The organism is Pseudoflavonifractor sp. 60, assembly GCF_009911645.1.
GTDB lineage: Bacteria > Bacillota > Clostridia > Oscillospirales > Oscillospiraceae > Lawsonibacter.
In genome coordinates this window covers 101,491-117,500 of sequence record NZ_QWKI01000004.1, presented here as the reverse complement: position 1 = coordinate 117,500, position 16,010 = coordinate 101,491, and the positions used below count along the sequence as shown (strand labels likewise).

Sequence of the window (16,010 nt, the reverse complement as noted above, 5' to 3'; positions counted from 1 at the left end):
TGTGTTATGGAGACGGGGAACTGGAGGATTGTCACTGCACATGGGTGTGGTTGTTAATGTGATTGGCGCAGTAGCAGTAGTAGCCGTTGCACTTGGAGCAGTAGCGAAATTCCATATCCGGGTTGTCCCGGTCGGTGACGCCGCACACAGAGCACTTGTGCAGATAGCCCCGGCGCTGCTGGAGCTCCCGCTGGGCCTTTTTGAAGTTGATGGTCTGGGAGGAGCGCTGGTGCTGGACCCTGGCCCTCCCGCGGTTCAGGTAATCCATCAGATCATCCCAGAAGAAGATCAGGTAGTTAAAAATGGAGATAATGGGCAGCAGTGCCATGGCAAACTGTCCGTAGGAGAGGTAGACCAGAATCTCATAGGCAAACAAGGCGGCGTCCAGCAGGGCCAGCCACTTGATGCGGATGGGGATGAAGAAGAGGGCCAGCACCTGGAGGTCGGGGTAGAGGGTTGCATAGGCAAAGAAGAGGGACAGGTGGAGGTACTGCATATCGGCGGTGACAAAAGCCCGGTAGGCGGGGTTAATCAGGGCCAGCAGCAGGCCCACCACGATGTTCAGGATAACCCCCAGGCCATAGTAGACGGTGAACCGGGCGGCGCCCCAGGCGGCCTCCAGCCGGGTCCCCATGAAGTAGAAGAAAGCGGTGGACAGCACAAAGTTCAGGGGGCTGAAGCTCATGGGGACAAAAATGAAGGTGATTAGCCGCCAAACCTGTCCCCGGAAAATGAGGCTGGGGACAAAGTACAGCCAGTAGGTGGACGCGCCGTGGGTAAACAGGTCCAGCATAAAGACCAACAGATTGCCGGCAATGATGTAGCGGATCAGCCCTTCCACACGCAGGTTGGGGTGGTTATAGCTGAAGCGGGACAGCCAGCGGGACAGAGTTCTCATGGCTGAGCCTCCTTTTACTTAATATCGTACTTTTCATTGTAACCAATTTTTCGGGAAAAGTCTACGTCCAAAGTGTAAACAAATTCATCACGAGGAGAGGATGGGGTGCTGGGCCGAATTTAGCGGCAGGATGTGATTTTATTGGAACTTCCAGTGCAGTGAGCCCCCTTTTAACCGAAATGCAGAAGCAGACTGGCGGAATGCCCTGATACCTTGGGCGGCTCCTCTGGTCTCGGCTTTATATCCCTCTGCTGTTTTGTACCGGGTGATACTTTCTGAGTTATATGAAAACTTATTTACAGGCTCGGGCCCAGGGGCGGAGCGAAAAAGTATCTTGCATTTTTGGGTAAGATGTAGTATACTGTAGCTGCGGGCAGGGGTGCCCGCGGATAACGGCAAAAAGCGCTAGCGCTTTTTGCTCTCACCTTATAAAGGTGAGAGCAACGCCAATTTGAAATATGGAGGAAAGAGTATGAAGAAAAAACTTGCATTTGCCCTCGCCCTGGTGATGACCATGGGCCTGGCGCTGACCGCCTGCGGCGGCAATAACAGCCAAGACGGCGGCGGAAGTGCCGGCGGCGGCAGCCAGCCCTCCAACAGCGCCAAGGGCGGCACCCTCACCTTCACCACCGGCGGCGAGTCCGGCACCTACTACGCTTTCGGCAGCGTCATTGCCGGCCAGATCAGCGACAAGACCGGCACCACCGTCAACGCCATTGTGGGGGCCGGCTCCAAGGGCAACATCGAGAACATGGACGCCAACGACGCTCAGCTGGGCTTCGTCCAGTCCGACGTTATGGCCTACGCCTATGAGGGCACCAGCCTGTTCACCGAGAAGATCGACAGCTTCTCCACCGTGGCCGCCCTGTACATGGAGCAGGTCCAGATCATCACCCTGAACCCCGAGATCAAGACAGTTGCCGACCTGGCCGGCAAGAACGTCTCCGTGGGCGAGAACGGCTCCGGCGTTTACTTCAACGCCATTGACGTGCTCACCGCCTACGACCTGACCCTGGACGATATCAACCCCACCTACCAGTCCTTCGGCGACAGCGCTGACGCCCTCCAGGACGGCAAGATCGACGCCGCGTTCATCGTGGCCGGTGCGCCCACCACCGCCGTCACCGCTCTGGCCGCCACCCGCGACGTCTATGTGGTGGAGCTGGACGACGAGCACATCGACAAGCTGATCGCCGCCTCCCCCTACTACACTAAGAATGTCATCTCTAAGGACGCCTATAACCTGGACGCTGACGCCACCACCGTGGCCGTGGGCGCCGTTATCATCGCCCGGAACGACTGCACCGAGGACGACATCTACAACGTCTGCGCTGGCATCTTTGACAGCATCGATACGCTGAGCCACGACAAGAAGAGCGAGCTGAGCCTGGAGTTTGCCGCCAGCGTTACCGCTGTGCCCTATCATTCCGGCGCTGCCAAGTACTTCAGCGAAAAGGGCTTCACTGTTCCCACCAATTAACCCATTAAATTTTTCGAGCAGCCATCGGACTGCGGTGGATTTGTTCCGCCGCAGTCCATCTGTTATCAGGCTTCCGATCCTGTTTCGTGTTCCCGGCGCCGGGGGAGAGGCGGGGAGCAGGAAACAGGATCGGAAGGAAAGGAGCTTCCAAATTTGTCCCTGTCCTCCTGGGAGGGATTAGGCCGCTGGGCGGGTTGGAAGGAAAAGATTGAAAGGAGAGAAGAATGTGAGCTTTTGGAAGAAAGAAAAGGGATCTGCTCCTCCAGTGAGCGAGGCGGCTGTGGACAGCCAGGACACTGGCAGTGCCGCTGACCTGGAAGAGGTCATGAAAAAGTATGACCGGGAGTCCAACGTGCGCATATGGGAGGGCTGGCAGAAGTGGGCGGTCAAGTGCATTTTTATCGGCTTCTCCCTCTTCTGCCTGTACCTGACCCTGTGGGACACCCGTCTGCCTGAATTCCGCCTGGCCATGTTTGTGGGCCTGGTGGTTGTGATTGGATACCTGAATTTCCCCATGCGCAAGGGCAATGTCAAGCCCAACAGCCTGCCCTGGTATGATATTATCATTATGGTGGTGGGCTCCGCTCCCTTCTTCTACTTCGCCATCAATGCCTCCACCATCAAGACTACCAGCGCGGTAGCCGCCTCCAAGGACCCCATGATGCTGACCCTGGCGATTTTGGGCGCACTGGCCATGATCGAGCTGTGCCGCCGCAGTGTGGGCATCCCCATCCTGTGCGTGGTGGGCGTGCTGCTGATCTACGCCTTTACCCAGGTCCGTTTCGGCAAGGTCATCTATGACCTGTTCTACACCACCAGCGGCATCATCGGAACCCCCATCGCCACCTGCCAGAAGTTTATCGTGGTGTTCATCATTTTTGGCGCGTTTTTGGAGCGCACCGGAATCTCCGCCTTCTTTATCAACCTAGCCAACTGTGTGGCCGGCTCTGCCTCCGGCGGCCCGGCCAAGGTGGCCGTTATCTCCTCCGCCCTGTGCGGCATGGTGTCCGGCTCCTCAGTGGGCAATACCGTCACTACCGGCTCTGTCACCATCCCCATGATGAAGAAGACCGGCTACAAGGGCGAGTTTGCCGGTGCGGTGGAGGCCGCCGCCTCTACCGGCGGTCAGATCATGCCCCCCATCATGGGCGCCGCCGCCTTCCTCATGTCTGAGTACACCGGTTTCCCCTATGCCCAGATCGCTCTGCTGGCCGTTCTGCCTGCTCTGCTGTACTTCACCGGCATCTTTATCGCCGTCCATCTGGAGGCCAAGAAGCTGGGTCTGAAGGGCATCCCCAAGGAGCAGCTGCCGAAATTCACGAAGCTGCTGCCCAAGATCTATCTGCTGCTGCCCCTGATTATCCTGGTGGCGATGGTGTCCAGCGGTACCCGGACCATGCAGTTCTCCGCTGCCATTGCCATCCTGGTCACCATTGTGGTGGGTCTCATCAACAATGTGGTGAACCACCTGACCGGGAACGAGGACAAGACGGACAACATCAGCTTTATGAAGGTGCTGGACTCCCTGGAGGCGGGCGCCAAGGGCACCATCACCGTGGCCGCCGCCTGCGCTATGGCGGGTCTGGTGGCCGGGTGCATCACCACCACTGGTCTGGCCAATATCCTGCTGCGGACCATTGTGTCTGTCTCCGGCGGCGTGACCATCATCGCCCTGTTCCTCACCATGCTGTGCTGTATCGTGTTGGGCATGGGCGTGCCCACCACCGCCAACTACTGCATCATGGCTGCCACCTGCGCCCCCATCCTGATGAGCGAGCAGATCGGCGTGCCCATGATTGCGGCCCACTTCTTCGTCTTCTACTTTGGCATCGTGGCCGATATTACGCCCCCTGTGGCTCTGGCCGCCTACGCCGGCTCCGCCATCGCCAAGTCTACTCCGATGAAGACGGCTTTCAACGCCACAAAGCTGGCCATTGCCGCCTTTGTGGTGCCCTATATCTTCGCGCTGAATCCCACCATGCTCTTCCAGTTTGAGGAGGGCACTACCATGACTATGAAGATCGTTCAGGCTGTCCTCATTATTGTCACCTCTCTGGCCGGACTTTTCGGCGTGGCCTCTGCGCTGAACGGCTATCTCTACCGGCCCATCAACCCCCTGTTCCGGATTCTGATTGCCGCCGGTGGCCTGTGCATGATGATCCCCGGTGAGCTCACCGACGTGATTGGCCTGGTGGTCGTGGCCGGTGTGGTCATTTTCCAGCGCATGGGTGCAAAACATATCACCGCCGCCTGAGGACGGTATCTTCCTTCCAATTTGATAAATCCAACAAACCGGCGGGGCTGTTATGCCCCGTCGGTTGTTATAGTTAGGGAACACTTTCCCTTGAAAAGAGATGGGTTCTATGTTAAAATAAATGAAAATCGGCTGTAATCCTGTAAGGCAGGCATGAGGGCCAGACGGAGGGTCATATGAAAGGTATTGTTTTGGCGGCGGGGAAGGGGACCCGCCTGTACCCTATGACAAAACCGGTGTGCAAGCCCCTGCTGCCGGTGTATGATAAGCCGCTGATTTACTACCCCATCGCTATCCTGATGCAGGCGGGCATCTCGGAGATTCTGATTATCGTTCCGCCGGAGGAGACGGCCACCTTCCGGGCTCTGCTGGGGGACGGCAGTCAGTATGGGCTGTCCATTCAGTACGCCGAACAGCCGGTGGCCCGGGGCATCGCCGACGCCCTGCTCATCGGCGAGGAATTTGTGGGCGGCGACCGGGTGTGCCTGGTGCTGGGGGACAATATCTTCCACGCCCCCACCTTGGCCGCCACCTTAAAGCGGGCTGCCGCAAATGACCGGGGCTCCACCGTATTCGGTTACTGGGTGGAGGACCCCCGCCCCTTTGGTGTGGTGGAGTTTGATAAGGAGGGCAAGGCCATCTCCATTGAGGAGAAGCCCCGCTACCCCAAATCCAATTACATCATCCCCGGTCTGTACTTCTATGACCACCAGGTGATGGAAATTGCCAACCACTTGAAGCCCTCTCCCCGGGGGGAACTGGAGATTACCGATGTGAATTTGGAGTATCTGCGCCGGGGCCAGCTTCAGGTGATCCCCCTGGAGCGCAATTTTACCTGGCTGGACGCCGGCACAGCTGACAGTCTGCTGGTGGCGGGGGAGACCATCAAGAAAATTCAGGACACCACCGGCCGCTATGTGGGCTGTCTGGAGGAGCTGGCTCTTTATGAGGGCTGGGTCAGCGAGGAGCAGGTCCACGCCATTGGAGCGGAGCTGTCCATGACCCTGTACGGGAAATATTTACAGTGTCTGTGAGAAAGGCGGGACAGGACAAATGAGACGGATTCTGCTGTTGGCTACCGGGGGCACCATCGCCTCCAAGGAGAGCGGACAGGGACTTAGCCCGGCCATTACATCGGAGGAAATTTTGAGCTACGTGCCGGCGGTGGGAGAGCTGTGCCGGATGGAGGCGGTCCAGCTGATGAATCTGGACAGCACCAACGTGGGGCCCAGTCACTGGCTGAAAATTGCAGCGGCCATTCGGGAGCACTATGAGGACTATGACGGGTTTGTCATCACCCATGGCACTGACACCATGGCCTATACCGCCGCCGCCCTGTCCTACCTGATTCAGGATTCTCCCAAGCCTATTGTCATCACCGGCTCCCAAAAATCCATCTGCTTGGACGACACCGATGCCCGGCGCAACCTGTTTCAAAGTGTCCTCTACGCCGCCGACCGCCAGTCCCATGACGTGAGCCTGGTTTTTGACGGCCGGGTCATTTTGGGGACCCGTGCGCGGAAGGAGCGCAGCAAGAGCTTTAACGCCTTCTCAAGCGTGGACTATCCGGAGATTGCTGTCATCCGGGATCGGAAGCTGATCCGCTATCTGGCGCCCCGGGCCTACTCCTACGGGGCGGAGCCGGTGTTTTACGATAGTCTGGAGGACAAGGTCCTGCTGCTCACGTTGATTCCGGGCATGGGAGCGGAGGCCCTGGGCCTGCTGAAGGACAGCTACCAGGCGGTGATCCTCCAGTCCTTCGGGGTTGGCGGGCTGCCCGGCGGGGGGAGCGGTCCCCTGGCTCAGGCCATGAGCGAGTGGCTGGAGGCGGGCAAGACCATTGTAATGATGACTCAGGTGCCCTATGAGGGCAGTGATATGTCGGTCTACCAGGTGGGCCAGCAGGTGAAGGAGAAGTTTCCTCTGATTGAGGCCTACAATATGACCTTGGAGGCCGCCGCCGCCAAGCTGATGTGGGTCCTGGGCCAGACCAGAGAGCCGGAACAGGTACGGGAGCTGTTTTACCGCCCGGTCCAGTGTGATTTGATTCGCTGACAGGCCTGTGGAGGGGGGTTATGAATTGGATATCAGTAGGTGCTGTGATTTTATTGATAGCGGGCGATGCTATGTTAAAGAAGATGAATCCACCACTGTGGAAAAAAATTCAGCTGCCCGTTAATGTTTTTCTTAGTATTCTGAGCCTGTTTGTTGTCATTTTAATGACGCTGGGAGTCAGAGATGTGTTTACCAGCCAGGTGAATTGGGGAGATAAGGTGGTTTTCTGTCTATTTGCGGCTGTGTACATTGCTGCCCTGGTTTGGGGAAGCCTGTCCAATTGGAAAAAGTGGCAAGCAATGAGACAAGAGTAATTTGGAATTTTTAAGACTGAATGGAGGCCCCGATGAAGCGTTCGCGCCCAATTTCTGCGTTTTTTCTGGCGGTTTTGCTGCTGCTCTCTCTGCTGCCCGCTGTAGCGGCGGAGTCCGGGCGTTACAGTACCACCGTTTTGTTTACCCACGATCTCCACTCCCATTTTCTGCCCCAGGCGGACGGGGAGGGGGGCGAGTCGGGGGGCTACGCCCGCCTGAGGGTCGCCTTGGACTGGGAGCGCCGGGCCCACCCGGACGCCCTGACGGTGGACGGTGGCGACTTCTCCATCGGTTCGCTGATTCAGACCCTGTATACGACCCAGGCGGCGGAGCTGCGCACCATGGGCGCCATGGGCTACGACGTGGTGACCGCCGGCAACCACGAGTTTGACCACACCGGCACCGGCTTTGCCAGTATGCTCAGCGCCGCGCTGGACAGCGGCGACAAGACCCCGGCCCTGGTGATGGCCAACTACAAACCCAGCGCCAGTAATCCGGACCGGCTGGACATCCAGCGCGCTATGGCTGCCTACGACGTGGAGGACTATATCCTGCTGGAGCGGGGGGACGTCACCTACGGCATTTTTGGCCTGATGGGGGAGGACTCCCACGCCTGCGCTCCCTCCTCCGGCTTTGAGCTGGGGGATATGGTGAGCAATGCCCAGCGGTGTGTGGACGCCCTCAAGGAGAAAGGGGCCCAGTTCATCATCTGTCTGTCCCACTCGGGGACGAATGAGAAAAAGAAGCTGTCGGAGGATGAGCGGCTGGCGGAGAAGGTGAGCGGGATTGATTTGATTGTCTCCGGTCACACCCATACGACGCTGACCGAGCCCATCCTTGTCAACAATACCTATATCATCTCCGCCGGGCCCTACTGCCAGAATCTGGGGTCTATAACCCTGGAGTGGTCGGAGAACGGCGAAAAAAAGCTGACGGACTACCACCTGACCCCCATTGACGAGACCCTGCCGGAGGACCCGGACATTGCCGCCATAGTGGAGCGGTGGAAGGGGCTGGTGGGGGGGACCTACCTGGGCCGCTACGGCCTGACCTATGATAAGGTGCTCACCCACACCGATTTCGACCTGCCCACGCCGGAATCCGGAGTTCAGCAGGGCAGTTCCCTGGGGGAGCTGGTGGCGGACGCCTTCCTCTGGGCCACGCAGAATCTGGAGGCGGACAGCCCGGATGTATTCACGGTGTCTGTAACCGCCGACGGAGTGCTCCGCGCACCCCTGTCCTCGGGGGAGATTACCACTTCCATGGCCTTTGACGTGCTGTCCATGGGAGTGGGCAGCGACGGCACCTCCGGCTTCCCTCTGGTGGGGGTGTACCTCACAGGCAGGGAGCTGAAGGCCATTGCCGAGGTGGACGCCTCTGTGACGCCCATTATGCCCGCCGCCCAGCTGTATGTGTCGGGGCTGCACTACTCCTTCAACACCCACCGGATGTTCTTCAACCGGGTTATGGATATCCAGCTGCATCAGGTCGTAAACGCCGCACCTGACGTGGAAGTCGTTGACGCTGAGGGCAGTGCCGTGCCTGTGCCTGCCGATATCATAGATTGGTATGAAGAGATCGAGGACGACCAGCTCTACCGGGTGGTCACCGGCATGTACTCCGCCCAGATGCTGGGCACGGTGAAGGGCAAATCCCTGGGCTTGCTGTCCCTGGAGCCCAAGCTGGCGGACGGCAGTCCGGTCACCGACTTTGAGACCTGCATCCTCCGGGACCAAAACGGAAATGAGATCAAGGAGTGGTACGCCCTGGCCGCCTACCTCCAGTCCTTCGGGGAGGAGGGGATTCCAGCCCGCTACTCCAGGCCCGCCGGAGATGGGCGCAAGGTGGTGAGCCGCAGCTGGAACCCCGTTGAACTGCTGAAGAGCCTCAACTGGATTGGCGTAGCCGCCCTGGTGCTGGTGGTCCTGGCCCTGGTGCTGGTGGGATTCTTGGTGAAATGGGTCAAGGCGGCCCGAAAACGCCGGCGCTACAACGGCAGCTACCGGCGGAAAAAGTGGTAATATTGTGATCTGCGCGGCAGGGCCGCTTGATAGCCAAGGGAATGGAAGGGTTTTGTTCCCGCGGCAAATAGTTTGATGAAAAAGGAAGAACTCTGACAGGAGGAGAAACAGTGAAGAAATACGAAATTGCCAAAAAAAAGGCGCTGACCCCTGAGATCAGTCAAATCTCGGTGTATGCGCCCCTGGTGGCCGCCAAGGCTAAGGCGGGCCAGTTTATCATTCTGCGGGTTGATGAAGAGGGAGAGCGGATTCCTCTGACCATCTCCAGCACGGCGGACGGCCTGGTTACCGTGATTTTCCAGAAGATTGGCGGCACCACCATGGCCCTGGATGAGCTGAACGAGGGCGATTGCCTCCAGGATTTTGTGGGCCCCCTGGGTCTGCCCACCGAGGTGGAAAACCTGGGCCGGGTTGCCGTTCTGGGCGGCGGCCTGGGCTGCGCCATCGCCCTGCCCGTGGCCCGCGCGCTGCACCAGGCCGGCAATCAGGTGGACCTGATCGGCGGCTTTAAAACCCAGGAAATTGTTATCCTGGAGGAGGAGATGTCTGAGGCCTGCACCGACCTGCACATCTGCACTGACGACGGCTCCTACGGCTACCACGGCTTTGTCACCGGCAAGCTGGAGGCGCTGATTAACAGCGGGGTGAAGTTTGACCATGTCTTTGCCATCGGCCCTCTGATGATGATGAAGTTTGCCTGCAAGCTCACTAAGAAGTACGATATCCCCACCACAGTGAGCATGAACCCCATCATGATCGACGGTACGGGCATGTGCGGCTGCTGCCGCCTCACCGTGGACGGCGAGGTGAAGTTCGCCTGCGTGGACGGCCCCGACTTCGACGGCCACAGGGTTGACTTCGACGAGGTCATTGCCCGCAACGCGACCTATCTGGAACAGGAGACCAAGGCGAGAGAGGACCACCTCTGCCGCCTGGGAGGAGGTGCCATGAATGGCTAATATGCAAAATGTACGGACCCTCATGGGGGACCAGGACCCCGCCAACCGGGTCAAGAATTTCAAAGAGGTGGCGCTGGGCTACTCCACCGGCGCGGCTATGAACGAGGCCGACCGCTGCCTGAACTGCAAGAACCGTCCCTGCGTCAGCGGCTGCCCGGTGGGTATCCCCATCCCCGACTTTCTGCGCAAGGTGGCCGACGGCGACATCAACGGGGCCTACGAGATCCTCTCCGCCGCCAACGCTTTGCCCTCCATCTCGGGCCGTGTCTGTCCCCAGGAGACCCAGTGCGAGGGTATGTGCGTCCGGGGCATCAAGGGTGAGCCCATCGCTATCGGCCGCATCGAGCGCTTTGTTGCGGACTGGGCCTACCTCCGGGGCTACAACGAAAAGATCGAGGCTGTCCCCAGCAACGGTCACAAGGTAGCGGTCATCGGCTCCGGCCCCGCCGGCCTGACCTGCGCCGGCGAGTTGGCCCGTTTCGGCTATGAGGTCACCGTCTTTGAGGCCTTCCATGTGGCCGGAGGCGTGCTGAGCTACGGCATCCCCGAGTTCCGTCTGCCCAAGGCGGTGGTTAAGCGGGAAGTGGAGAAGCTGGAGAAGATGGGCGTGAAGATTGAGCTGAATATGGTCATCGGCAAGGTGCTCACCATCACCGAGCTGTTCGAGGAGCACGGCTTCGAGGCCGTCTTCATCGGCTCCGGCGCGGGCCTGCCCATGTTCATGAAGATCCCCGGCGAGTCCCTGATTGGCGTGTACTCCGCCAACGAGTACCTGACCCGCATCAACCTGATGAAGGCCTACAAGGACGACGCCCCAACCCCCGTGCTCCACAACAAGAAGGTGGCCGTGGTAGGCGGCGGCAACGTGGCTATGGATGCCGCCCGCTGCGCCAAGCGGCTGGGGGCCGAGGTCCACATCGTCTACCGCCGCTCCGAGGCGGAGCTGCCCGCCCGTGCCGAGGAGGTCCACCACGCCAAGCAGGAGGGCATCATCTTCGACCTGCTTACCAATCCTGTGTCCATCGAGGGGGACGAGAAGGGCCAGGTCCAGTCCATCACCTGCGTGAAGATGGAGCTGGGCGAGCCCGACGCCTCCGGCCGCCGCCGTCCCATGGCGGTGCCCGGCAGCGAGTTCAAGATGGAGGTAGACGCCGTCATCATGTCCCTGGGCACCCAGCCCAACCCCATGAGCTATGAGGGAACTCCCGGCCTGGAGAAGAACAGGAAGGGCTGTGTGGCCGCCGACGAGAACGGCTGTACCTCCTGCCCCGCCATCTTCGCCGGCGGCGATGCCGCCACCGGCGCTGCCACCGTCATTCTGGCCATGGGCGCCGGTAAGTCTGCCGCCAAGTCCATTGACGAGTATATCAAGAGCAAGAAGTAAGTAAACATGACCGCCTCCGCGGGTTGGAGGCGGTCATGGTTTTAAAGGAGCCGCTATGATCTATCTGCGCCGCTTTTCTCTCCCCGGCGTGGGTCAGGAGGCCAACTTTCTGGCCCGCAATTTTGAAAATAAGCGCACCTGCTACACCAGCCGCTACCCCTTCGGTGTCTTTCTCAACCGGGCGGTGCCCACACTGGAGCTGGAGCCCATTACCATCCTCTGCGGCGGCAACGGCAGCGGCAAGACCACCATTCTGAATCTGATGGGGGAGAAGCTGGGCCTGCGCCGGGGGACGGTGTTCAACCGCAGCTCCTTTTTCGGGGACTATCTGGAGCGATGTGGGGCGGAGACCGCCCCCGGATTTCAGCGGGCCAAGGAAAACAGCCGGGTCATCACCAGCGATGATGTGTTCGACTATCTCCTGGACCTGCGGTACCTAAACGAGAACATCTCCCTGCGCCGCCGGGAGCTGCTGGAGGAGTACACCGATGCCAAATACGCCAGCTTCCAGATGCGCTCCATGGAGGACTACGACCGGCTGCGCCAGGTGGTGGACGCCCAGCGGCATACCGGTTCCCGCTACGTCCGGGACCGGGTTATGAACGACGTGGTGGAGAAGTCCAACGGGGAGAGCGCTTTCGCCTTTTTCACCAAGGAGATTCAGGAGGACGGCCTGTACCTGCTGGACGAGCCGGAGAACAGCCTGTCTCCCAAGCTCCAGGAAGAGCTGTGCTCCTTTCTGGAGGACTCCGCACGGTTTTACCGCTGTCAGTTTGTCATCTCCACCCATTCGCCCTTTTTGCTGGCCATGCGGGGGGCGAAACTATACGACCTGGACCGTGTGCCCGTCCAAGCCTGCCGCTGGACCGAGCTGGAGCACATTCAGACCTATTGGAAATTCTTCCAGGCGCACAGCGGAGAGTTCTGCTGAAGGATTTTTGAAACATTAGACAGCTTTGCTGCGGAAGAGCGATCAACCCAACGAAAGGGCTTGCAGTCTGTGAATGGCAGACAGCAGGCCCTTTCGTGTTGCGGAAGTGAAAGCGGCTTTGGATATTTTCCGGCCTCAGCCCTCCAGCTTTTGAGCAGTTTTTGCCAAAAAGCGGTTGTCGGTGATGATAAACCGCTCATGGGTCCCCTGGCCGATGAGACCCTCCCCGTCATAGGCGGTCACCTTGAGCACAATGCGCTTGCCATCCACCTGGATGACCTCGCTCTCTGCCCAGATTTTCATCCCCACGGGAGTTGCGCTGTCGTGGGAGATATTCAGCTTGGTGCCCACGGTGCTCTGGCCCGCCTCCAGATGGGGGGCGATGGATTTCCAGGATGCCTCTTCCATCAGGGCGCACATAAAGGGAGTGCCGAACACAGGCAGAGCTCCGGAACAGGCCGCCTGAGCGGTATTGTGCTCGCTGACCACGGTCTCGGCCCGGCCTTTTAGGCCCACTGTAACAGACATATCAATGTCCTCCTTTGTGAATTGATTTTCTCATTATACCACAGCGGAGGGATAAAATCTACATCTCACTGCGGATCTGGGCCATAGAATTGAGTACTACCCAGTTTTGCGGGAAAGGCCGGTCCAAATTCCAGTAGCCCACGCCGTACAGGTTGGAATCAAAGGCCAGATTCAATTTGGCCTGGATGGACCGAGCATCCTCGAACCACACCTCGTGCTCTGCGCCCTGGTCGTCCACATACCGGAACCAGGGGGCCTGAGCCTGTTCATCGTAGCGGATGGAGACCCGCCTGTTCCAGGCCAGCTGGACGGCCTCCACATTGCTGACGGACCTGGCCCGGCTCCCCGGACGGTAGGGGAGGGTCCAGTCGTAGCCATAGTTGGGGATGCCCAGGAAGAGCTGGTTGGGGGAGAACTCGGTGAGGGCGTACTGTACCACCTGGCGCACCTGGGGCAGGGGGGCCACCGCCATGGGGGGACCGCTGAGATTGCCCCAGTCGTAGGTCATCAGCAGGGCAAAATCCACCGACTGGGAGATGAGGCGGTAGTCGATGCCCTCATATAGCCGTCCGGGTTGGTTGGCGGAGGTCTTGGCGACTAGAGCGGCGGTGAGGGGCAGTCCACGGGAGGTGAGCGCCTGGCGCAGCCGGGCCAGGAACTGGGCATAGGCGGTGGAATCCTCGGGGCGGACGCCCTCGAAGTCCACATCAACCCATCGGTAGCCCCGCCGGTCCACCGTCTCCAAAATTTCCTCAATCAGATCCCGTTGGTCCTCCGGGTCTGTCAGCAGCTCGTGGGCCAGCTCCCCGGAGAATTGTTCCTGGTCATCCAGGTTGGACAGGTGGAAAACAGGGACAACCCGGCTCTGAAGGGCGGTGTTCACTAAAAATTCGTCCTGAAGGGGGATGAGATCGTCCCCGTCGAAGCGGTAGGTGAAGGGGGTGAGCTGGGACAGATAGGGCAGGGTGGAGCGGAACAGGCTGCGATCGATGTAGGGGTAGGCGTAGGCGTTGACGGTGAGGCCCCCCCGGGGCTCTCCCTGGTACCGCACCACAATGACCTGGCCGGGATAGATCAGGTCCCGGCCCTGGAGAACGGGGTTGTTGCGGAACAGCTGGCTGACAGTGACACCGTGCATCTGAGCGATGGAGTACAGCGAGTCGCCGGACTTGACGGTATGAGTCAGCTCCGGGTACTGGACTACAATGGTCTGCCCTACCACTAGGCGGGAGGGATCAGGGAGCTGGTTGTCCTGGAGCAGCCGCTCCATGGGAACGCCGTACTGCTGGGCCAACCGGTATATAGTGTCGCCGGGCTGGACAACATGGATGTCCATGAAAACCCCCTCCTTTCAGGTCAGCGTGACAAATTCGTCGCTCACATATCCAATAGTGCCGTTGTAGTTCACCAGATGCCAGCCGTTGGCGGAGTTGAGGATGGTGATGGGAGCGCCGTCGGGAGCCTGGGCCACAATGGCGGCGGAGGTGTTGGGCCGGGCGCGGACGTTGAGATTGCCCCACTCTACGTCCACCACGCCGGAGCGGCGGTGCTCCGTCTCGAAGAAGGGGATGCCGAAGTACTCGGTCAGGGCCAGGACGATGACCCGGGCGGCGTTGTCCAGGTTGGCTTTGATCCAATTGGCGTCCTCCACGTTGTCGTGAAAGGCCAGCTCGATGAGGACGGCGGGGGCCCTGACCTGGGCCACCTCACCCAGGGTTGTGGTGGCCTCGGTGCGCACCTTGTTGGGGTCGGGGTAGATGGTTTTCAGACCGTCGGCGATAAGATTGGCCGCCCGCTGGCCGTCGGCGCTGCCGGGGTAGTAGAAGACGATGGAGCCCCGGGCCTTGCCCGCCTGGTCGCCGGCGGCGGCGTTGGAGTGGAGGGCCAGGTGGAGGTCGTAGTTCCCCGCGTTAGAGGCGGCGATAGAGGAAGCGGCGGTCATGTCCGGTGTGTTGCGGGCGTACCGGATGCCGGAGGCGTCCAACATGGGGACCATTTTGTCGGCCAGAAGATTCATCCACTCCTCTTCGGTGCCTCCGTTGACGTAGGGATTCCAGTCTTGTGTGGATGGGGACAAATATATGATGGGCATAGTGATGCACCTCCAAAATTTTACCCATCCTATGAATATAATTTCTAATTGGTGCAACTTTCTCCAGACTTTTGCGTCTATACAGAGGAAGAGACATTGTGCAGAGCGCCGTTACCGCCCTGCACACAGAAAAGAAAGGGAGGATTATGATGAAAAAGAAGCTCTTTGCATTGTGTATGGCGGCGATGCTGCTGCTGGCGGGGTGCGGGGGAGGCAACTCCATGGCCAGCGGCGGGGCGGCTGCCGATATGTCCGCGCCCAGTGCGGAGCTGGACTGGAACGGCCAGGACAGCTGGGAGATGGAATTCCCTATGGAGTCGGAGAGCCAACTTTCCGGAGATGTCTACCAAAACCCCCGGGCCAAGCTGATCCGCCGGGCGGAGCTGAACATCCAGACGGAGCAGTTTGACCAGAGCCTAGAGGCATTGAACCAGCTGGTGAACAGCTGCGGCGGCTACTTTGAGACGGCCAACCTCTACGGCGGAAGCCGACGGGATGCCTATTCCAGCCGCAGCGGGGATTACACTGTCCGGGTTCCGGCGGAGAAGTACGACCAGTTTTTGTCCGGCACCGGAGACCTGGGCTATGTGACCAGCAAGAACGAGAGCAGCGAGGACGTGGGTGAGCGGTACTATGACACCGAGGCCCGCCTGAAGACCCAGCGCACCAAGCAGGAGCGGCTGCTGGCCCTGCTGGAGAAGGCGGAATCCATGGAGGACATCATTGCCCTGGAGAGCGCCCTCAGTGATGTAGAGTATCAGATTGAACAGTACTCCTCCAAGCTGAACCGCTACGATGCCCTAATCAGCTTTGCTACCTTCCAGGTCTATCTCGACGAGGTGGGCCGGGTCACCCAGGAGGTGGGGGAGACCGCCTCCCTGGGGGCGCGGATGGCGGCGGGCTTCCAGGCCAGCTTCCGTAACCTGGGCCAGGGCCTCCAGGATTTCCTGGTCTGGGCCTCCTACAACATCTTCCTGCTGGTGATTCTGGCCGTGGCAGCCGCTGTGGCCGTCGTGGTGGGAAAACGGGAGCTGAAAAAGATGAAGAGGCAGAATGAACCGGACAAAAAATCTGACGAGTGACCCTGTTTGGGC

14 protein-coding genes are annotated in these 16,010 nt (G+C 59.6%); 10 read left to right on the top strand and 4 right to left on the bottom strand.

Annotated elements, in window-relative coordinates:
• Positions 1–31: 31 nt before the first annotated feature.
• On the bottom strand, positions 32–898 hold the full coding sequence (locus D1646_RS01320) for a rhomboid family intramembrane serine protease (protein ID WP_201754506.1): 867 nt from the start codon (positions 896–898) through the stop codon (positions 32–34).
• A gap of 472 nt (positions 899–1,370) precedes the next feature.
• On the opposite strand from D1646_RS01320, the gene D1646_RS01315 reads away from it, so the two are divergent.
• The 9 genes from D1646_RS01315 (at position 1,371) to D1646_RS01275 (ending at position 12,296) form a co-directional block, all read left to right on the top strand.
• Positions 1,371–2,378, top strand: a complete 1,008-nt coding sequence (locus tag D1646_RS01315) for a TAXI family TRAP transporter solute-binding subunit (RefSeq protein ID WP_160634689.1) — start codon at positions 1,371–1,373, stop codon at positions 2,376–2,378.
• 226 nt (positions 2,379–2,604) lie between these two features.
• The gene (locus D1646_RS01310) at positions 2,605–4,632 is read left to right on the top strand and encodes a TRAP transporter fused permease subunit (protein WP_347565102.1); all 2,028 of its coding nucleotides are present in this window, start codon (positions 2,605–2,607) and stop codon (positions 4,630–4,632) included.
• A gap of 176 nt (positions 4,633–4,808) precedes the next feature.
• Positions 4,809–5,666, top strand: coding sequence for a glucose-1-phosphate thymidylyltransferase RfbA (rfbA, locus tag D1646_RS01305; RefSeq protein WP_160634688.1), 858 nt, complete (start codon positions 4,809–4,811; stop codon positions 5,664–5,666).
• Positions 5,667–5,685: 19 nt separating this feature from the next.
• Positions 5,686–6,687: an asparaginase gene (locus D1646_RS01300; RefSeq protein WP_160634687.1), complete on the top strand. Its 1,002-nt coding sequence runs from the start codon at positions 5,686–5,688 to the stop codon at positions 6,685–6,687.
• 20 nt (positions 6,688–6,707) lie between these two features.
• Positions 6,708–7,001 carry a hypothetical protein gene (locus tag D1646_RS01295; RefSeq protein ID WP_160634686.1) on the top strand — a complete coding sequence of 98 codons (294 nt, stop codon included), beginning with the start codon at positions 6,708–6,710 and terminating at the stop codon, positions 6,999–7,001.
• Positions 7,002–7,033: 32 nt separating this feature from the next.
• On the top strand, positions 7,034–9,022 hold the full coding sequence (locus D1646_RS01290) for a metallophosphoesterase (protein ID WP_243153973.1): 1,989 nt from the start codon (positions 7,034–7,036) through the stop codon (positions 9,020–9,022).
• Positions 9,023–9,132: 110 nt separating this feature from the next.
• Complete coding sequence (locus D1646_RS01285) at positions 9,133–9,981, top strand: sulfide/dihydroorotate dehydrogenase-like FAD/NAD-binding protein (RefSeq protein ID WP_160634684.1); 849 nt, start codon at positions 9,133–9,135, stop codon at positions 9,979–9,981.
• Positions 9,974–11,365 (top strand): NADPH-dependent glutamate synthase, encoded by a 1,392-nt coding sequence (gene gltA, locus D1646_RS01280; RefSeq protein ID WP_201754505.1) that lies wholly within the window; start codon positions 9,974–9,976, stop codon positions 11,363–11,365. Before D1646_RS01285 ends, gltA begins: the two co-directional genes overlap by 8 nt.
• Positions 11,366–11,420: 55 nt before the next feature.
• Positions 11,421–12,296, top strand: a complete 876-nt coding sequence (locus tag D1646_RS01275) for an AAA family ATPase (RefSeq protein ID WP_160634683.1) — start codon at positions 11,421–11,423, stop codon at positions 12,294–12,296.
• A gap of 135 nt (positions 12,297–12,431) precedes the next feature.
• Here the strand turns inward: D1646_RS01275 and D1646_RS01270 are convergent, their stop codons facing one another.
• From D1646_RS01270 to D1646_RS01260, 3 genes are read right to left on the bottom strand one after another with little or no spacing between them, the layout of a single operon-like run.
• Positions 12,432–12,824: a thioesterase family protein gene (locus D1646_RS01270; protein WP_201754504.1), complete on the bottom strand. Its 393-nt coding sequence runs from the start codon at positions 12,822–12,824 to the stop codon at positions 12,432–12,434.
• Positions 12,825–12,882: 58 nt separating this feature from the next.
• Positions 12,883–14,160, bottom strand: a complete 1,278-nt coding sequence (locus tag D1646_RS01265) for a LysM peptidoglycan-binding domain-containing protein (protein WP_160634682.1) — start codon at positions 14,158–14,160, stop codon at positions 12,883–12,885.
• A 15-nt stretch (positions 14,161–14,175) separates the two neighbouring features.
• Positions 14,176–14,916, bottom strand: coding sequence for an N-acetylmuramoyl-L-alanine amidase (locus tag D1646_RS01260; protein ID WP_160634681.1), 741 nt, complete (start codon positions 14,914–14,916; stop codon positions 14,176–14,178).
• 146 nt (positions 14,917–15,062) lie between these two features.
• Here D1646_RS01260 and D1646_RS01255 point away from each other — a divergent pair, with 146 nt between their 5' ends.
• Complete coding sequence (locus tag D1646_RS01255; protein WP_160634680.1) at positions 15,063–15,998, top strand: DUF4349 domain-containing protein; 936 nt, start codon at positions 15,063–15,065, stop codon at positions 15,996–15,998.
• The last annotated feature ends 12 nt before the right edge of the window (positions 15,999–16,010 follow it).